The sequence below is a fragment of the Xanthomonas arboricola genome, assembly GCF_003353015.1.
Classification (GTDB): domain Bacteria; phylum Pseudomonadota; class Gammaproteobacteria; order Xanthomonadales; family Xanthomonadaceae; genus Xanthomonas; species Xanthomonas arboricola_E.
In genome coordinates this window covers 267,618-286,728 of sequence record NZ_QREM01000001.1, presented here as the reverse complement: position 1 = coordinate 286,728, position 19,111 = coordinate 267,618, and the positions used below count along the sequence as shown (strand labels likewise).

14 protein-coding genes and 4 pseudogenes are annotated in these 19,111 nt (G+C 66.8%); 11 read left to right on the top strand and 7 right to left on the bottom strand.

From position 1 onward, the window contains the following. Positions 1–96: 96 nt before the first annotated feature. From purH to yccS, 3 genes are all read left to right on the top strand, one after another. Positions 97–1,680 (top strand): bifunctional phosphoribosylaminoimidazolecarboxamide formyltransferase/IMP cyclohydrolase, encoded by a 1,584-nt coding sequence (gene purH, locus C0541_RS01350; RefSeq protein WP_115045358.1) that lies wholly within the window; start codon positions 97–99, stop codon positions 1,678–1,680. 120 nt (positions 1,681–1,800) lie between these two features. Further along, positions 1,801–3,096 (top strand): phosphoribosylamine--glycine ligase, encoded by a 1,296-nt coding sequence (purD, locus tag C0541_RS01345; RefSeq protein WP_115045357.1) that lies wholly within the window; start codon positions 1,801–1,803, stop codon positions 3,094–3,096. Between the two features lie 216 nt (positions 3,097–3,312). Next, a complete protein-coding gene (yccS, locus tag C0541_RS01340; protein WP_115045356.1) occupies positions 3,313–5,526 on the top strand; it encodes a YccS family putative transporter in 2,214 nt (737 codons plus the stop codon). Positions 5,527–5,660: 134 nt separating this feature from the next. On the opposite strand, the gene C0541_RS01335 is transcribed toward yccS, so the two are convergent. Further along, positions 5,661–6,851 (bottom strand): MFS transporter, encoded by a 1,191-nt coding sequence (locus tag C0541_RS01335; RefSeq protein ID WP_115045355.1) that lies wholly within the window; start codon positions 6,849–6,851, stop codon positions 5,661–5,663. Positions 6,852–6,948: 97 nt separating this feature from the next. On the opposite strand from C0541_RS01335, the gene C0541_RS01330 reads away from it, so the two are divergent. The 4 genes and pseudogenes from C0541_RS01330 (at position 6,949) to C0541_RS20835 (ending at position 10,089) form a co-directional block, all read left to right on the top strand. Further along, positions 6,949–7,869 (top strand): LysR family transcriptional regulator, encoded by a 921-nt coding sequence (locus C0541_RS01330; RefSeq protein ID WP_115045354.1) that lies wholly within the window; start codon positions 6,949–6,951, stop codon positions 7,867–7,869. Between the two features lie 27 nt (positions 7,870–7,896). Then, positions 7,897–8,456, top strand: a pseudogene (locus tag C0541_RS01325) (MFS transporter); the annotation flags it as partial. Positions 8,457–8,470: 14 nt separating this feature from the next. After that, positions 8,471–8,845 (top strand): hypothetical protein, encoded by a 375-nt coding sequence (locus tag C0541_RS20975; RefSeq protein WP_193725835.1) that lies wholly within the window; start codon positions 8,471–8,473, stop codon positions 8,843–8,845. A gap of 302 nt (positions 8,846–9,147) precedes the next feature. After that, a complete protein-coding gene (locus C0541_RS20835; RefSeq protein WP_161959822.1) occupies positions 9,148–10,089 on the top strand; it encodes a type III secretion protein in 942 nt (313 codons plus the stop codon). A 152-nt stretch (positions 10,090–10,241) separates the two neighbouring features. Here the strand turns inward: C0541_RS20835 and C0541_RS01310 are convergent. Beyond that, positions 10,242–10,508: pseudogene (locus tag C0541_RS01310) on the bottom strand (MFS transporter); the annotation flags it as partial. A gap of 358 nt (positions 10,509–10,866) precedes the next feature. On the opposite strand from C0541_RS01310, the pseudogene C0541_RS21615 reads away from it, so the two are divergent. From C0541_RS21615 to C0541_RS01290, 4 genes and pseudogenes are all read left to right on the top strand, one after another. Then, positions 10,867–11,352: pseudogene (locus tag C0541_RS21615) on the top strand (MFS transporter); the annotation flags it as partial. A gap of 13 nt (positions 11,353–11,365) precedes the next feature. Further along, positions 11,366–12,871, top strand: a pseudogene (locus C0541_RS01300) (MFS transporter); the annotation flags it as partial. A gap of 258 nt (positions 12,872–13,129) precedes the next feature. Further along, entirely contained in the window at positions 13,130–13,474 is a 345-nt protein-coding gene (locus C0541_RS01295; RefSeq protein WP_115045353.1) for a CD225/dispanin family protein, read from the top strand. After that, on the top strand, positions 13,474–13,884 hold the full coding sequence (locus tag C0541_RS01290) for a DUF2752 domain-containing protein (protein ID WP_115045352.1): 411 nt from the start codon (positions 13,474–13,476) through the stop codon (positions 13,882–13,884). Before C0541_RS01295 ends, C0541_RS01290 begins: the two co-directional genes overlap by 1 nt. A 220-nt stretch (positions 13,885–14,104) precedes the next feature. Here C0541_RS01290 and C0541_RS01280 read toward each other — a convergent pair whose 3' ends face one another. The 5 genes from C0541_RS01280 to C0541_RS01260 all read right to left on the bottom strand — a co-directional run bounded on the left by C0541_RS01280 (position 14,105) and on the right by C0541_RS01260 (position 19,108). After that, positions 14,105–14,998: a cobalamin biosynthesis protein gene (locus tag C0541_RS01280; protein ID WP_115045351.1), complete on the bottom strand. Its 894-nt coding sequence runs from the start codon at positions 14,996–14,998 to the stop codon at positions 14,105–14,107. A gap of 79 nt (positions 14,999–15,077) precedes the next feature. Beyond that, complete coding sequence (nudC, locus tag C0541_RS01275) at positions 15,078–15,968, bottom strand: NAD(+) diphosphatase (protein ID WP_115045646.1); 891 nt, start codon at positions 15,966–15,968, stop codon at positions 15,078–15,080. Positions 15,969–16,279: 311 nt separating this feature from the next. Continuing rightward, the gene (locus C0541_RS01270) at positions 16,280–17,542 is read right to left on the bottom strand and encodes a lipase family protein (RefSeq protein WP_115045350.1); all 1,263 of its coding nucleotides are present in this window, start codon (positions 17,540–17,542) and stop codon (positions 16,280–16,282) included. 646 nt (positions 17,543–18,188) lie between these two features. After that, on the bottom strand, positions 18,189–18,575 hold the full coding sequence (erpA, locus tag C0541_RS01265; RefSeq protein WP_024938186.1) for an iron-sulfur cluster insertion protein ErpA: 387 nt from the start codon (positions 18,573–18,575) through the stop codon (positions 18,189–18,191). An 83-nt stretch (positions 18,576–18,658) separates the two neighbouring features. Beyond that, positions 18,659–19,108, bottom strand: coding sequence for a bactofilin family protein (locus C0541_RS01260; protein ID WP_115045349.1), 450 nt, complete (start codon positions 19,106–19,108; stop codon positions 18,659–18,661). Between the last annotated feature and the right edge of the window lie 3 nt (positions 19,109–19,111).

Sequence of the window (19,111 nt, the reverse complement as noted above, 5' to 3'; positions counted from 1 at the left end):
AGCGCTGGGATCGACGCCATCACGGACCGCCGAGCCCATTCGAGCGCCGGTGCGGCCTACAATATCGGCTGCCCCGCCTTGATAGCCCCCCCACCAATGGCCACTGATTTCCTGCCCGTGCGCCGGGCCCTGCTCTCCGTTTCCGACAAGACCGGCCTGGTCGATCTGGCCCGCGCGCTGGCCGCGCGCAACGTCGCGCTGCTGTCCACCGGCGGCACCGCCAAGGCGCTGCGCGAGGCGGGCCTGCCGGTCACCGACGTCGCCGAGCTGACCGGGTTCCCGGAAATGATGGACGGCCGCGTCAAGACCCTGCACCCGCTGGTGCACGGCGGCCTGCTCGGCCGCGCCGGCGTCGACGAGGCAGTGATGGCCGAACACGGCATCCTGCCGATCGACCTGCTGGTGCTGAACCTGTATCCGTTCGAGTCGGTGACCGCCAGGGCCGACTGCACGCTGGCCGATGCGGTAGAGAACATCGACATCGGCGGCCCGGCGATGCTGCGCTCGGCGGCGAAGAACTTCGCCCGCGTGGCGGTGGCCACCGACCCGGCGCAGTACGCCGAGCTGCTGGCCGAACTCGATGCCAACGACGGCCAGCTGTCGGCGGCCAAGCGCTTTGCGCTGTCGGTGGCCGCGTTCAACCGTGTGGCGCAGTACGACGCGGCGATCAGCAACTACCTGTCGGCGGTGGCCGACAGCGCCGAAGCGGTGCCCACGCGCAGCCCGTTCCCGGCGCAGATCAATTCCAACTTCGTCAAGGTGATGGACCTGCGCTACGGCGAGAACCCGCACCAGGCCGGCGCGTTCTACCGCGACCTGTATCCGGTGCCGGGCACGCTGGCCACCTTCCAGCAGTTGCAGGGCAAGGAGCTCAGCTACAACAACCTGGCCGATGCCGATGCGGCATGGGAATGCGTGCGCCAGTTCGATGCGCCGGCCTGCGTGATCGTCAAGCATGCCAACCCCTGCGGCGTGGCGGTGGGCGCGGCCTGCGGCGATGCCTACGAGCTGGCCTATGCGACCGACCCGACCAGCGCCTTCGGCGGCATCCTGGCCTTCAACAAGACCCTCGATGCGGCGACGGCGAAAGCCATCCTGGACCGCCAGTTCGTCGAGGTGTTGATCGCCCCGGACTACGAGCCCGGCGCGCTCGACTACGCGACCAGGAAGGCCAACGTGCGCGTGCTCAAGATCCCGCACGGCAACGGCCTCAACAACTACGACACCAAGCGGATCGGCTCGGGCCTGCTGATGCAGTCGTCCGACAACCGCGGCATGTCGCTGGGCGAGCTGAGCGTGGTCACCCAGCGCGCGCCCAGCGAGGCCGAGCTGGGCGATCTGCTGTTCGCCTGGCGCGTGGCCAAGTACGTCAAGTCCAACGCCATTGTCTACGCCAAGGACAACCGCACGATTGGTGTCGGCGCCGGGCAGATGAGCCGCGTGGTCAGCGCCAAGATCGCCGCGCTCAAGGCCGAGGAAGCCAGGCTCACGGTGGCCGGCTCGGTGATGGCCTCGGATGCGTTCTTCCCGTTCCGCGACGGCATCGATGCCGCTGCCGCTGCCGGCATCAAGGCGGTGATCCAGCCTGGCGGTTCGATGCGCGATGGCGAAGTGATCGCCGCCGCCGACGAACACGGCATCGCGATGGTGTTCACCGGCGTACGGCATTTCCGGCACTGATAGAGCCGGGATTCGGGATTCGGGATTCGGGAGTGGCAACGTCGCTCTGGTCTCTCCTGTTCCGGTCTCCGCCTTGCTTCAACCAATCCCCAATCACGACTCCCCAATCTCGGCCTTAAAATGAAAATCCTCGTCATCGGCTCCGGCGGCCGCGAACACGCCCTGGCCTGGAAGATCGCGCAGTCCGCGCAAGTGAGCGAGGTACTCGTGGCGCCGGGCAATGCCGGCACCGCGACCGAAACCAAGTGCCGCAACGTGGCGGTCAAGGTCGATGACCTGGATGGCCTGCTTGCCCTGGCGCAGCGCGAAGATGTCGCGCTCACGGTGGTCGGCCCGGAAGTGCCGCTGGTGCTGGGCGTGGTCGACCGTTTCCATGCGGCTGGCCTGCGTATCTTCGGGCCGACCGCCAAGGCCGCGCAGCTGGAAGGCAGCAAGGCCTTCGCCAAGGACTTTCTGGCGCGCCATGGCATCCCCACCGCGTACTACGCCGTACACACCGAGGTGGACGCCGCGCTTGCGTACGTACGCGAGAAAGGCGCGCCGATCGTGGTCAAGGCCGATGGCCTGGCCGCCGGCAAGGGCGTGATCGTGGCGATGACGCTGGGCGAGGCCGAAGACGCGGTGCGCGACATGCTCTCGGGCAATGCGTTCGGCGATGCCGGCGCGCGCGTGGTGATCGAGGAATTCCTCGATGGCGAGGAAGCCAGCTTCATCTCGATGGTCGACGGCAGCCACGCCTTGCCGATGGCCACCAGCCAGGACCACAAGCGCGTGGGCGATGGCGACACCGGCCCCAATACCGGCGGCATGGGCGCGTACTCGCCGGCCCCGGTGGTCACGCCGGAAGTGCATGCACGCGTCATGCGCGAGGTGGTCGAGCCGACCGTGCAGGGCATGATCGCCGACGGCGTGCCGTTCACCGGGTTCCTGTACGCCGGGCTGATGATCGACGCGCAGGGCGCGCCCAAGGTGATCGAATTCAACGTGCGCTTCGGCGACCCGGAGACCCAGCCGGTGATGCTGCGCCTGCAGTCGGACCTGGTGGACCTGCTCGACGCGGCCATCGACGGCAAGCTCGACCAGGCGCAGGCGCACTGGGACCCGCGTCCGTCGCTGGGCGTGGTCATCGCTGCCCGGCCCTACCCGGAGGCGCCGATCACCGGCGAGGTCATCACCGGCCTGGATGCCGTGCCCGCCACGGCCAAGGTCTTCCATGCCGGCACCGCATTGAATGCAAATGGTGAGGTCGTCAGTGCCGGCGGCCGCGTGCTGTGCGTTGCCGCATTGGGCAACACGGTGCGCGATGCGCAGCGCAACGCCTATGCCGGCCTGCAGCCGATCCACTGGGCCAGCGCCTTCCAGCGCAGCGACATCGGCTGGCGTGCGATCGCCCGCGAGCAGGACACCCAGGCATAACTGCCGCATGCCTGCGACAGCTGCCCCCAGCGTGCGCTGTCGCAGCACGGCTATCGACGCGCCTTCGCGCGGCACCGCGACGCATCTGGACCACGTCAGTGCCAGCCAGCTGCGGCGAGCGACATCACGCGGCTACTGACAAAGAATTAGCCGCCTTCCACCCCGGCGGCACGTGCCTGCGGCAATAATGCCCAGGCACCTTGCCTTGCAGAGACTGTGGCCACTCCCTCCTTCGAAACCCGCCTGAGCCGCCTGTGGGCCCATGAAAAGGCCAGCTATGGCCTGCGCGTGTTCATCGCGCTGGCAGTCGCCATGGGCGTGTGCTGGCACTGGCAGCAGCTCACTGCGGTACCGGCGCTGTTCCTGGGCGCCATCGCCAGCGCCATCGCCGAGACCGACGACAACTGGCTGGGCCGCATCAAGTCGGTGCTGCTCTCCTTGCTGTGTTTCGCCGCTGCCGCCGCGTCGGTGGTGCTGCTGTTTCCGTATCCGCTGCCATTCGTGACCGGCATGGCGGTGGCGACGTTTTCGCTGACCCTGCTGGGCGCGCTGGGCGAGCGCTACGCCTCGATCGCGCAGGCCACCGTGGCCTTGTCGATCTACGCCATGATCGGCATGGACCAGCACGGCAGCCACGATCCGTTGATCGCCTGGCACGGCGCGGCGCTGCTGCTGATCGGCGCCACCTGGTACGGCGTGCTGTCGATCCTGTGGACCATCCTGTTCGCCAACCGCCCGGTGCGCGAGCGGCTGTCACGGCTGTTCTTCGAGCTGGGCCGTTATCTCAGGCTCAAGGCCGACCTGTTCGAACCGGTGCGGCAGAGCGACCTGCATGCGCGCCGGCTGGCGCTGGCCGAGCAGAACGCCAAGGTGGTCGGCGCGCTCAACGCCGCCAAGACCGCGATCATGAGCCGCTTCGGCCGCTCGGGGCGGCCGGGCGTGCAATCGGGCCTGTATTTCCGCCTGTACTACATGGCGCAGGAATTTCACGAGCGCGCCAGTTCCTCGCATTATCCCTACGAGGCGCTGACCGACGCGTTCTTCCACAGCGACGTGCTGTACCGCTGCCAGCGCCTGCTCGCGCTGCAGGGCAAGGCCTGCGCAGCCCTGGGCGAAGCGATCCGGCTGCGCCAGCCGTTCGACTACGGCGACAACAGCCGCCTGGCCACCGAAGACCTGCGCCAGTCGCTGGACTACCTGCACGCGCGTGCCGACCCCGCCCTCGCACGTCTGCTCGGCGCGCTGGAACTGCTGGTGACCAACCTGCAGAGCATCGAACGCAAGCTGTCGGAAGCGGCGCAGTCCGATTCCACCAGCGACAACCTCGACACCCGCCTGCGCGATTCCTCGCCGCATACCTTGCGCGAAATGGCCGCGCGTCTTGGCCAGCAACTCACGCCCGGCTCGGTGCTGTTCCGCCACGGCCTGCGCATGGCCATCGCGCTGGTGGTCGGCTACGCCATCATGCAGTCCATCCATGCCGACAACGGCTACTGGATCCTGCTCACCACCGCCTTCGTGTGCCGGCCCAACTACGGCGCCACCCGCCTGCGGCTGGTGCAGCGCATCGCCGGCACCCTGATCGGCCTGGTTGCCACCTGGGCGTTGATGCAGCTGTTCCCCGGCATCGAAGTGCAGCTGCTGCTGGCACTGGCCGCCGCGCTGGTCTTCTTCATCACCCGCACCGATCGCTACATGCTGGCCACCGCCGGCATCACCGTGATGGCGCTGTTCTGCTTCAACCTGCTCGGCGATGGCTTCGTGCTGATCTGGCCGCGCCTGATCGACACGCTGATCGGTTGCGCGATCGCCGCGGCCGCCTCCTTCCTGATCCTGCCGGACTGGCAGGGCCGCCGCCTCAACCAGGTGATGGCCACGGTGCTGGCCAGCTGCGCGCGCTACCTGGCCCAGGTGCTGGAGCAATACGCCAGTGGCATGCGCGACGACCTGCCCTACCGCATCGCCCGGCGCGACATGCACAACGCCGATGCCGCGTTGTCGGTGGCCTTGTCCAACATGCTGCGCGAACCGGGCCGCTATCGGCGCAACCTGGATGCCGGCTTCCGCTTCCTGGCACTGTCCAACACCCTGCTCGGCTATCTATCCGCACTTGGCGCGCATCGCGCCGCGCTCGATGGCGAACACGATCCCGCCATCGTGCAGGCCGGCGACTACCTGCAGCGCGCGCTGGGCGAAATCGCCACCGCCCTGCGCGAACGCCAGCCGCTGCCGGTGCACGACGAAAGCCAGGAAATCGCCACCGCCGAAGCGCTGGAACAGCACGCCGTGCAACTGCCGCCCAAGCAGCGCCTGGTGCGCGACCAGCTGGCACTGACCCTGCGGCTGCTGCCCAAGCTGCGTGCCGCGGCCCTGGCGGTCACCACGGCACCCACGGAGACCCCGACGCGGCTGGTGGCCACCAAGGCCTAGCGCAGCCTTGTCGGTGCGCCTGGACGCCGCCGCAGGCACGCCTGCACCCGCACGCAAGCGCGGTGCCGGGCGATGCGATGCACGCCCGCACCGCGCCCGTCCAACGCCTGCGGCGTCGCTCCGCCAGCTTGCGCCTACTTCCACTGCTTGCGCGCCACGCTCGACGCCACCCAACCCAGCGCCGCCACCGCCAGCACCGCCCCGCCGATCACCACGCCGTTCCAGCCGGCCTGCGCATACGCCGCCGTGCCCAGCGTGGAGCCCACCGCGCCACCGATGAAATAGCAGGTGATGTAGGCCGAGGTGATGCGATTGCGCGCGTTCGGATTGCGCTGGTAGATCACGCTCTGGTTGGCGATGTGCACGCCTTGCACCGCGATATCCAGCAGCAGCACGCCGACGATCAGCAGCGCGAGCGACTGCGGCGCAAACGCCAGCAGCCCCCACGACAGCAGCAGCATCACCAACCCGCCCCAGCTGACGCGGTCGCCATGGCCGTGGTCGGACCAGTGACCGGAACGGTTGGCCGCCAGCGCGCCGGCCGCACCGATCAGGCCGAACAGCCCGATCACCGCCGTGCCATAGCCATAGGCGGGCCCGGACAACAGGAACGCCAGCGTGGTCCAGAACATGCTGAAGCCGGCAAAGATCAACCCGCCCAGCACCGCGCGCACGCGCAGCACCGCATCGTCGCGCAGCAGCGTCAGCACCGATCCCACCAGCTGCGGATACGACAGCTGCGCATTGCCTGGATGCCGCGGCAGCCCGCGCCACAGCAGCCAGGCCGTGACCAGCAACAGGCCGGAGGCGATCCAGTACACGGTATGCCAGCCGCCGACGCCGGCCAGCACCCCGGCCGCGGTGCGCGCCAGCAGGATGCCCAGCAACAGGCCGCTCATCACCGTGCCGATCACCCGCCCGCGCTCGTGCGGGGCGGCCAGGGTCGCGGCGAATGGCACCAGGATCTGCGCCGCCACCGAACTGGCACCGGTGACGATGGTGCCGGCCAGCAACATGCCGAAGCTGTGCGAGGCGGCGCTCACCAGCAGGCCCAGCGCACTGAGCACGAACAGCCCGACGATCAGCCCGCGCCGCTCCAGCCGGTCGCCCAGCGGCACCAGCAACAGCAGCCCCGCCGCGTAGGCCAGCTGCGCGGCAGTCACCACCGCCCCGGCACTGCGCACCGGGATCCCGAACGCCTGCGCCAGCGTCTCCAGCAAGGGCTGCGCGTAGTAATTGCTCGCCACCGCCAGCCCGGTGGCGGCGGCCATCAGCAGCACCAGCCGGCGCGGCAATGGCGGGTGGGCAATCGGTTCGACGGTCATGGCAGGTGCCTGCTGAAGGAAGGGGCGCAGTGTGGACAGCGACGCGGCATCTTTCCAATGTATTGTTTTCACCGTGTCCATCGTGTTTCGAGATCGCATGCTGACCCTGCGCCAACTGGAGTTCGCCGTGGCCGTGGCCGACGAAGGCGGCTTCACCGCCGCCGCGCGCCGGTGCAACACCGTGCAATCGGCGCTCAGCCACCAGGTCGCCAAGATCGAGCAGACCCTTGGAGCGCGCCTGTTCGAGCGCGGTACCCGTCGGGTGCGGCCCACCGCGGCCGGCGAGGTATTCCTGCACAACGCCCGCGCCACCTTGCGCGCGGCCGAGCGCCTGCACGAGGAAATGGCCCAGGCCCTGGGCACGGTGCGTGGCCAGCTCACGCTGGGGCAGATTTCCTCGCTCACCACCGTGCAGCTGCCGGCGCTGCTGCGCGCGTTTCGCAACGCGCATGCGCGGGTGGACGTGCACCTGCGCACCGCCATGAGCGAGGCCCTGCTGCACGACCTGGGCGAAGGCCGGCTGGACGTGGCGCTGGTCGGCGTCGGCCCGCAGGTCGCGGTGCCCAACCAGCGGCTGCTGCTGCACGAGGAAGCCCTGGCGCTGATCGTGGCGCCCGGCCATCGCTTTGCCACGCGCAAGCGGGTGGCGCTGGCCGAGCTGGACGACGAACCGATGGCCGGGCTGATCGCCGGCGCCGGCGTGCGCGGCATCGTCGATGCGGCCTTCGCGCAGGCCGGCGTGCGGCAACGCCAGCAATACGAGGTCACCCACGCCGATCTGATGCGCGAACTGGTCGCCGCCGACCTGGGCGTGGGTATCGTGCCGCAGACCATGGCCGCGGCCATGCGCGGGGTGGTGACGGTTGCACTGAAGGAGCGCTTCGGCTTTTTGACCTATGCGGTATGGCGGCCCGACCCCACCCCGGCTGCACGCGCCTTCGTGGCGCTGCTGCGCGCCCAGGCCGCGCGGCGCGCTGAGCGTAGCGGCATGCACCAGCCCGCCGTGGAAGCCTGCTAGGCTGCGCGCGTTCGCAAAGGAAACTGCATGCCCGGTCACAGTCAGTTCGCCCTGCTCAGGCAGCGCCGCTTCTTGCCGTTCTTCGCAGTGCAGGCGTTGGGCGCATTCAACGACAACGTCTATCGGCAGGCCATCATCGGCTTGTTGTTCTNGTGCAGGCGTTGGGCGCATTCAACGACAACGTCTATCGGCAGGCCATCATCGGCTTGTTGTTCTACCTGGGCATCGATGCGGCGCAGCGCACGCTGTAAACCAATCTGGCGCCGGCACTGTTCATCCTGCCGTACTTCCTATTCTCCGCGCTGGCCGGGCAGATTGCCGAGAAGCTGGAGAAGCAGAAACTCATCATGATCACCACCACGATGGAGATCGCGATCATGTCGCTGGCGGCGGTGGGCTTTCTCACCGAGAACATGGTGATCCTGCTGATTGCGCTGTTCTGCACCGGCCTGCAGTCCACGCTGTTCGGGCCGGTGAAATATTCGATCCTGCCCTCGGTGCTCAAGCCGGAGGAACTCACCGGCGGCAACGGCCTGGTCGAGATGGGCACCTCGATCTCGATCCTGTGCGGCATGATCTTCGGCGGGNGCTGTTCGGGCCGGTGAAATATTCGATCCTGCCCTCGGTGCTCAAGCCGGAGGAACTCACCGGCGGCAACGGCCTGGTCGAGATGGGCACCTCGATCTCGATCCTGTGCGGCATGATCTTCGGCGGGTTGATCGCCCAGATCGCCGGCAGCCACGGCCCGATTGCTGCGGCCACTGCGGTGATCGTCATCGCCGTCACCGGCAACCTGGTGGCACGCCTGGTTCCCAAGAATGTGCTACGAAAACAAATGGCTGCATTCCGCGTGAGTCCCTGTCGACCCTCAAGCCCCGGTGGCTGCTGCGTGGCTTCGCTTCCTCGGCAAAATGCTCGCAATTGCAGTGCACCGCGCACGTGCGCAGCCGAAAGATATTGGAGCAGCTCAACGTGACTGCATTGCACCCATCAGGCGAGCGAATACCTCCCACACTTTAATTTTTCCAATCCAAGTATTCCGCCCCGGCGGTCAGGCAACTTTCCTACGCATACCGTCATGCGGCGATCAATCACTCGACTACAGGTGAACAGATAATGGGACTTTGCGCATCCAAATCCCCCACATTGAATGCAAGCCCCTCATATGGCACGCATTCCTCATATGATAGCGAAGGGTCTTCGCGAGCATCCACTGCGCCCGTCGTTGAAAGCAACTCGCTACCGCAATCGCCGCAGGTGTCAGCGCTGAGGGTCGCCTTGGGTACGCGACCCGAGAGGTTGCGGACAGGCGGAGATGCGGCTCTGGAGCAACATCAGATTCAACAGGCCGCCTACCATATGGGGGCGTATGTCGTAGGTGACGAGGTCACGAGTCCGACAAGATTCGCGGCAGCCGGGCAAACCGTTCACGACGTCCGCCTGCTGCTCAAGCATGGCCGGGGAAATGTGAAGGCGGACGACATTCCCTCGCACAGCCACAACGGGATCGGATCGTCGGTCGCAAGGATGGCACCCGACGAAGCCGTTAACGTTGCAACGGCTGTAGTGATGGGAGCGGCGCTCTGCGATCAGTCCGCTCCCCTCTGCGCCATCGTCCACGCTCCACACATGGCTGCCGACGAGTTGAGTGAGACCGTTGGCGCTTACGTGCCGATGAAGCAGGTGACCAACGAAGGTCATGAGATCACGGTCCAAGCAGGGCACGCTTGGAACGAACTACGGCGAGGAGGTCGCAACCCTAGTTCGACCGTGGTCATGGATGCCTGGGCCAACGGTCCAGCTGTTCGGTTGAAAGACAGCGCATGGAGCGGAGCGACGATTCAGAAAAATCCTTGGTCAATGGACAAGGGCGGCGCTGAGTCCTTGAAAGAAAGCCTTGAGCACTGGATTCCGTTACTGCATCCGGACAGGAGCCAGTCCACTGCCGCGAATCTGAGGGAGGAGCAGAAGGAACCCACGTCATGGATAAAATATGGAGAACCACAAGTTATCTCACCCGAATTCGCTAGCCGAGTACGCGAGGTATTGTCCCGTTGTCCTGAAGAGCAACGACGGAAAATCGCATCACGGATGATTCAGGAAACTTACGGAATGGATACCGATACTTCCGCGCACCAGTCCGCAGTGGAATCCGTTCTGGCAGCAGCAACCCAGCTGGACTCACTGCCCCGGCCTCCTGTCGTGCCGCCGGAGCACTGAACTATCGAGAGGATCCAGTCTTCCCTCCGCTGGATCACGGGGCGCCGGTATCGATGACGATACCGGCGCCCCCGCCAGAGCAGACGAGCAAGGCCATGTAAGAGGATTTGTTGGGATTCATGCGGAAAAGAGCCAGTTCGTTAGAAACCTCCGGACTGCATAAACAGTCCGACAATCAGCCCGGGCCGCTCCAACCGGTCGCCCGGCGGCACCAGCAACAGCAGCCCCGCCGCGTAGGCCAGCTGCGCGGCAGTTACCATTTCCCCGTCACTGCGCACCTGGGTCCCGAGTGCCTGCGCCAACGTCTCCGGCAACGGCGGCGCGCAATGTTTGCTCGCCGCCGCCAGTCCTTTGGCCGCCCCCATCTGCAGCACCAGCCGGCGCGGCAATGGTGGATGCGCAGCCGATTGGACGGCCATGACAGGAGTATGGTTGGGAGAGACCCGCAGTGTGGGCAGTGACGCGGCATGTTCCAAGCGCGCCTAGCAGCATCCACCAACCCACCGTGGAAGCCTGCTAGGCTGCGCGCGTTCGCAAAGGAAACTGCATGCCCGGTCACAGTCAGTTCGCCCTGCTCAGGCAGCGCCGCTTCTTGCCGTTNCCGTGGAAGCCTGCTAGGCTGCGCGCGTTCGCAAAGGAAACTGCATGCCCGGTCACAGTCAGTTCGCCCTGCTCAGGCAGCGCCGCTTCTTGCCGTTCTTCGCCGTGCAGGCGTTGGGCGCATTCAACGACAACGTCTATCGGCAGGCCATCATCGGCTTGTTGTTCTACCTGGGCATCGATGCGGCGCAGCGCACGCTGTANTTGGGCGCATTCAACGACAACGTCTATCGGCAGGCCATCATCGGCTTGTTGTTCTACCTGGGCATCGATGCGGCGCAGCGCACGCTGTACACCAACCTGGCGCCGGCACTGTTCATCCTGCCGTACTTCCTGTTCTCCGCGCTGGCCGGGCAGATCGCCGAGAAGCTGGAGAAGCAGAAGCTCATCGTGATCACCACCACGATGGAAATCGCGATCATGTCGCTGGCGGCGGTGGGCTTTCTCACCGAGAACATGGTGATCCTGCTGATCGCGTTGTTCTGCACCGGCCTGCAGTCCACGCTGTTCGGGCCGGTGAAATATTCCATCCTGCCTTCGGTACTCAAGCCCGAGGAACTCACCGGCGGCAACGGCCTGGTCGAGATGGGCACCTCGATCTCGATCCTGTGCGGCATGATCTTCGGCGGGCTGATCTTCCAGATCGCCGGCAGCCACGGCCCGGAGGCCGCGGCCNGAGGAACTCACCGGCGGCAACGGCCTGGTCGAGATGGGCACCTCGATCTCGATCCTGTGCGGCATGATCTTCGGCGGGCTGATCTTCCAGATCGCCGGCAGCCACGGCCCGGAGGCCGCGGCCACCGCGGTCATTGCCATTGCCGTCACCGGCAACCTGGTTGCGCGGCTGGTGCCCAAGGTCGATGCCGGCGCGCCCGAGCTGACCATCAACTGGAACCCGATCCCCGAATCGCGCGCCATCATGCGCCTGACCCGGCGCACGCCGGCGGTGCGCAACGCGGTGCTGGGGGTGTCGTGGTTCTGGTTCGTCGGCACCGTGCTGACCGCGCAGCTGCCCACCTACGCGCAGGTCAATCTTGGCGGGCAGCAGGACCTGTACGTGTTCGCGCTGGCGCTGTTTTCGATCGGCACCGGTGTGGGTTCGCTGCTGTGCGAGCGGCTGTCCGGGCGCACCGTGGAAATTGGCCTGGTGCCGCTGGGCGCGTTCGGCATCAGCGCCTTCCTGCTGGACCTGTATTTCGCGCGCCCGGGCGCCGCGCCCGCCACCGGTCTGTCGATCGGCCAGTTCGTGCAGCAGGCCGGCAGCGTGCGGCTGATCGTGGATCTGGTCGGCATCGGCCTGTTCACCGGTTTGTTCGTGGTGCCGTTGTTCGCGTTGATCCAGAGCCGCACCCCCAAGGCCGAACTCTCGCGCGTGATCGCCGGGCTCAACATCCAGAACTCGTTGTTCATCGTCACCGCCGCCATCGTCGGCATTGCGCTGCAGTTGCCGCAGCTGGCGCTGTTCGGCGTGCGCATTCCGCTGCCGGGCCTGAGCATTCCGCAGGTATTCCTGGCGCTGGCGCTGGCCAATACGCTGGTGGCGCTGTGGATCTTCACCCTGGTGCCCGAGTTCCTGATGCGCTTTCTCAGCTGGGTGCTGGTGAGCGTGCTGTACCGGCTGCGCGCGCGCGACATCGACCGCCATGTGCCCGAGGAAGGCGCCGCGCTGCTGGTGTGCAACCACGTCAGCTACATGGACGCGCTGATCCTGTCGGCGGTGATCCCGCGCCCGGTGCGCTTTGTCATGTACTACAAGATCTTCCGCATCCCGGTGATGCGCTGGATCTTCCGCACCGCCAAGGCGATCCCGATCGCCGGGGCGCGCGAGGATGCCGCGCTGATGCAGCAGGCCTTCGACCGCATCGACGCGGCGCTGGCCGACGGCGAACTGGTGTGCATCTTCCCCGAAGGCGCCTTGACCCGGGATGGCGAGATCGCGCCGTTCAAGTCGGGCGTGGAAAAGATCCTGCAACGTCGCCAGGTGCCGGTGATTCCGATGGCGCTGCGTGGCATGTGGTCGAGCATGTGGAGCCGCCGCGACACCCGCCTGGGCCGCATGCGCGTGCCGCGGCGGGTACGCGCGCACATCGAAGTGGCCGCCGCCGCAGCGGTTCCCGGCAACGCCGCGACCGCCGCGCTGCTCGAGCAGCAGGTCCGTGCACTGCGCCAGGATCAGCCGTGAGTGCGGCCGGCGCGGGCTTTGCGTCCGTCGCGCGCCGCGAGTAGCCTGTGCGCCATTGCACGGATTGCCGCCGCGCTCGCCTGGCGGGCGCGACAGGAAGACCCAGGGGGAAGTCGTCGTACGCCATATCCTCGTGCCGGACGCGTCTGCCGTGACCGGGGGACGCTGCCTGCACGGCCGAAACCCGCCTTTCCCACACGCTGCAACCGCTCGTTGTCGTTTACCACTCGCTGTTGTTTACCACCAAGGAGCTTCACCATGAGTGCCATCCCGCCGCCGATCCATCCTTCGTCCAGCGCCGCACCCGGCCCGATCCCCAACCACCTGATCTGGGCGATCGTCTCCACCGTGCTCGGCTTCTGCCTGTGCTGCCCGGCCCTGATCACCGGCATCGTGGCGATCGTGTTCTCCAGCAAGGTCAACGGCCTGCTCAACCAGGGCGACATCGATGGCGCACGGCGTGCCTCCAACACCGCCAAGACCTGGTGCATCGTGACCAGCGTGCTGGCCGTGATCGGCCTGCTGATCAACATCGGCATGGTCGCCACCGGCGGCATGCAGGGCTACATGGACTACATGCAGCAGTTGCAGCACATGCAGTAATGGAATTGCGTCCACGCCATTGGCTTGGACTCGGGGCGGCCACCAGCGTGGCCGCGCTCGGCGTGTCGTTGCTGTATCGCTTTGATCCGAACGCGAGCAACAGCCCGTTCCCGCCCTGTGTATTCCGTGCCGTGACCGGCTGCTATTGCCCCGGTTGCGGCATGACCCGCGCGCTGTATGCGCTGGTGCACTTCGATCTGCCCGGCGCCTTCGCCATGAACCCGGCCGCCGTGCTCGGCCTGTGCACCCTGCCCGGCCTGATCGCCTGGAAGGCCGGCTGGCGCGCGCGCTGGTTCGCACCCGTGGTGGCCGTCATGTCCGAGCCGAAGTTCTGGTTGTGGGCATTGCCGACGTATTGGGTTGCCAGGAATTTGCCTTGGTACCCGTTTACCTTGCTGGCACCGGGTTAGACCGCAAGGATCAAATCTGTGAACTTAGAGCAAGAATCCGAGCACGCCACTGAGCTACTAGTCGGAAAGATTGTTAAGTCTGTTAGACGTCACCGACCTGGCGAAGTCGTCATCCAGTTCGAAGATGGAAGCCGGCTCTTCGTGGACGTCAATGGCGATGCTCTTGAGCTTTCTATCACCGATTGCACAGGTGATTAACTGCCTCTAATCGGGCCTGGTGTTAACGCACCCACCCGGCGATCACCAGCAACGCCAGCACCACCATCCACAGCAGCAGCACGCGCCAGACCAGGCTCATTGCATCGCGTACTTCCGGCAGGCGGCGCCAGACCGGCACCAGGCCCGCATCGGTGTAGTCGTGCGCTTCCTCGCGCAGCTCGGCGCTGACGCTGGCACGCGCCACCGCACCGAGGAAATGCGGCTCCAGCGACCACCGATTGCCATGCGCTTCACGCCAGGCACGGAACACAGTGTCGAAATTGCCCACCAGCGCCATCGATACCGTGATCAACTGCGCCACCGGCCATTCCAGCGCGGCCAGCAGCCAGCGCGCGCCGGCCAGGTTGCGTGGCGGCAGCAGCACCGACAGCGGACTTTCCACCGCCAGCGCAGTCAGCCGGTACAGCACCGCACCAAACGGCCCCAGCAGCAGAAACCACCACAGCACCGCGAACCAGCGCCGCAGCCCGTTGACCACCACCGCTTCCACCAGCGACGGCGCATCCTCGTGCACGCTGCCGCCGGCGGCCTGCAGGTGCGAGATGGCTTCACGCCGCAGCGCCGGCTCGTCGGCATCGATCACCGCTTCCACATCGCGGTCCAGATCGCGCGGCCCCCAGGTCCAGGCCAGCACCGCCACGCCGAACAGCAAGGCCCAGAACCCGCGCCATACGTCATCCAGCAGCCATTGCAGCAGCAGGATCACCAGCAAGGCCGGCAACAGCGCCAGCAGCACGCCATAGCGCCCCTGCCACGCACCGCGCCCGGCGGCATGACTGTCCAGCCGGCGCAGCCACTGGCCGAACCATTCGAAACGCCGCAGCCGCGCCACCTGGGCAGGCACCAGATGGCCCAGTGCGAGTGCGACGACGACGGCAACCAGGGTAGTGAACATGGGTGGGCCTCCTCAGCCGAGTCTAGCCGAGCCGCTGCACGCGCACCCGATCTGCGTGCGCTGCGCCGCTCGCCCCGGCTCAGCCATGGACGCGATGCCAATGCTCGATCAGCGCGCGCGCGATGGAGATGCGCGGCGGCAACCCGATCTCGCCGTCGCCGGCCAAGGCCGCAGTGACCTCGGCATGGCTGACCCAGCGCGCATCTTCCAGCTCACCGGTGACCTGCGGCACCTCGCTTGCCGCGGCACGCGCACTGAAGCCCAGCATCAACGCGCCCGGGAAGGGCCACGGTTGCGCACCCAGGTAGCGGCAGTCCTGCACGCGCACGCGGGTTTCCTCGAACACCTCGCGCGCCACGGTCTGCTCCAGCGACTCGCCGGGTTCGACGAAGCCGGCAATCACCGAGTAGCGTCCCGGCGCCCAACTCGCCTGCCGCCCCAGCAGCAGGCGCGCGCCATCGCTGACCGCCACGATGATGGCCGGATCCACGCGCGGATAATGCTCGGTCTGGCATTGCGTGCAATGGGCGATGAAGCCGGCCCGGCGGAACGCAATGGCGCCGCCGCAGACGCCGCAAAAGCGCGTGCGCGACTGCCAGTGCAGCATCGCGCGCGCGTAGGCGAAGGCGGTGGAGAGGTCTGCCGGCCAGTCGGCGGCGGCCTGGCGCAGGTCGATGCGCTGCGGCGCTTCCACACCCAGCACATCGGACGGCAGGCAGAACCAGCCGACCTCATCGCGCAGCCCGAGAAAGATCGCCCCGTCCGGCCCGTCGCCAAGCGCGGCACCATCCATCAGCAGCGGCTGGCCCTCGGCATCGGCCAGCGCAGTGCCCTTGGCATCGAGCAGCAGCACGCGGCCTTGCGGCCACAGACGCGCCAGCGCATCGGCATCGTCACGCAGCAGGTCGCCGCGATCCAGCGGCGCATGGGTGAAGGCAAAACCGGAGCTTGAAAAAGAAGTCTCTGACATCGGCGCAAGCCTGCCGATAATCGGCATCGCCCGCAACCGGCGCACCACGCCGGCAATGCCGGTCGGCAGCGCGCGTTCAGACGACGACATGGCCCGCCGCTTGCCGGGCGATCGTGAGCGCATCGGAGGGTGCGCCAGGTCGCATCGCAGCGCACGCGCGACCGACACGGTGTGCCGCCAACCAGCGCCGCACCCCGGCATGCTCCGCCCTGTCGCCTGCAACAGCGACAAGGTTCAATCGGAGCATGACGCGTCAGGCGGATTCAGGGCGCGACGATCCTCGGCACTGCCGGCGACACGCCCTCCCGGGCTCAGCGCTGCTTGTCCAGCAGCTGATGCCGTACGGCGACGATGCACGGCTCATTGGTGGTCAGATGCACGAACGCCGAGTTGTCGTTGGGATCGCCACTGCCGATGTCCACCAGCGCTGCCTGGTTGCTGCCGCGACGCTTGAACCCGGCAATCGCGGTCACCGCATTCTTCAGCGGGATGGTGGCGTCGTTGGACGAACCGCACAGCAGTGTCGGCGTCCGCGGCGCCCAGTCCAGCACGTCGTTGCGCGCCAGGTCCTTGCGGAAGGGATTGTCGGGATTGCTGGCGAAGTCACGATAGAACCCGGGCTGGAAATACGCCTTGAGCTGATCGATCCCGGGCAGCGCATCGCCAAGGAACAGATCGGTCAGGCCCAGCTTGCCGGGGAACAACCCCTCGACCCTGGCCGCCCACGGATCCTGAAACACCTGTCCGGCAGCCAGATAGAGATTGCGGTACGTGTGCTGCATTGCGACGATGGCGTAACTGCCCAGAACGAGGCCGAAGCTGCTTTCACCGACGGCGTTGCGCCCGCTCCAGCTGTCCACGAAGGTCTGCTCCAGCGCGTACGGCCCGGAGATCGGCGCGCTGGCAACCAGATGGAACTCGCTGGACAGATGCGCCTCGATCTCCCGCTGGGTTGCCAGGGCGGCATGGCCGCCTTGCGAGTATCCCGACAGCATCACCTTGCCGGACAACGGGGTCTTCAGCCGCTGCAGCACGCTGCGCGCCGCGCGTAGCGCATCGATCGTCGCACTGGCCTCGGATGCGCTATGCAGGTAGGGATGGAACGCGTAGCTGGACTTGCCCAGGCCCAGGTAATCGCTGCTGACCACTACATAGCCCTGGCTGGCCAGACGCGTGACCAGCGGGTCGTTGCCCTTGGCGTCACGGATGTCCTTGGCCTGTTCCTCGTTGCGGATCGTCGCGGTCGAGCGCCCCCAGCCCAGCAACGGGTACGGCCCGGTGCAACGCTCGCCACCTGGAATCAGCATCACGCCCGACGCAGTGGCCGGTTCGCCGTCGACGCCGATGGTGGCATAGGTGAACTCGGCCACGCGCACGTTGCATTTGGGCTGTTCGGCCGCCGGCTCGGAGGTGAGCGATGCGGCAATCGCCTCCCGGGTGTAGCTGGTCAGGAAATTGCTGCCAAGCAAGCTGCCGCGTGCGGGCGATGCCTGCACGCCGGGCGCAAGCGCTGCGCTGGCAATGCCAAGCATGGCCAGCAGGCCAAACGTCGATCGGGACCTGGTCTGCAACATGATGAACGTTCTCTCGTGGATGGATGCAACGGGCGAGGGGACTTGCGCGAGGAAGGATCGAGATCTGTCGTTGGATCAACCTGCGCGAGCTGGGCAGCGCGCTGGCTGCACCATGCGGTGGAATCGGGGCTGTGCGCGGCACGCTGGGTCCATGCGCCGACCACCGCCGGCGTGCGTTACGCAAGACAGGACGCGAGGCATGGGTGAAACGGGCATGTCCGGCACCGGCGCTGAGCAGGCCTGCAGTATGGTCGCCGCCGCACGCGCACCACCCGACGCGCACGAAGCTTGCGCGCGCATGGCGAAACCCGCAGCACGCAAATGTTTACAGCGCGTTAGACATGCACATCGAGAGCGCGTGGCGCCATATCACCCCATGGCGAACGTCCCGGTGGCGATCGTCTGCGCAATGCGTGGCGCATATCGCTCGGCGTCTTGACTGCGCCCGGCGAACGGTATCGGTATCGGTGTTGATGACGCACGACATGGATCGCGTCCAGAAGACCGGCAGTGCACGCAAGCCACATACCGCCTGCGGCCCTGTCGCCGCACTTATGCCGCTACCGCACTCACCACGCCGCGTTGACCATGGAAACGCTGCACGCAGCAGATCGCCTGCGCCTCGAAGACCGCCAGCTGCGTCGATTCAGACGCTGAAACTGCTGCCGCACCCGCAGGTGGTCTTGGCGTTCGGATTGCGGATCACGAACTGCGCCCCGGTCAGGCTCTCGGTGTAGTCCACTTCCGCACCCATCAGGTATTGCAGGCTCAGCGGGTCGACCAGCAGCGTCACCCCGTCGGTGGCCACGGCCAGGTCGTCCTCGGCGCGGTTCTCGTCGAATTCAAAGCCGTACTGGAAGCCGGAACAGCCGCCGCCCTGGATGTAGACACGCAAGGCCAGCTCGGCGTTGCCTTCTTCCTGGATCAGCTCGCGCACCTTGCTGGCGGCGGCCACGGAAAAGTTCAGCGGCCGGTCGATGGACTGGTAGTCCGGGGCCGGGGCGGCGGTGGGAAGCGAAACGAGCGTACTCATGGCGTCAGCATGGGGGCCAGGCGGCACCACTTCAAGCGCTGCCTGCCAAATCCGGCATCGCGCGGCAGCCGCAGGCCACGCCCTCAGGCGTCGGCCGTCTCGGCCCGCAAGGCCTTGACCGGCTCGGCGCGGCCGGCATCCGGTGCCGGCAACGCGGCGGTCGCGCCGGCGGTGGCGGCATGGATCAGGCGCCCGGTGAGCTGCGCACCGGCGCTCATCTCCACCACCTGGTAATGCACGTTGCCCTGCACCCGTGCGTTGGCGGCCAGTTCGACGCGCTCGGCCGCATGCACATCGCCGGTCAGCTGGCCGTTGATGATCACCACCGGCGCGCGCACCTCGCCCTCGATGCTGCCCTGCTCGGCCACCGTCAAGATGGCGCCGGCGCCGTCTTCGGCAATCACCTTGCCCAGGATGCGGCCTTCCACATACAGCCCGCCGCTGAACACCAGGTCGCCGCGGATGACCACCTGCGGCCCGATCAAGGTGTCGACCACGGTCTGCGCACCACGGTTGGATTTGTTTCCGAACATGAG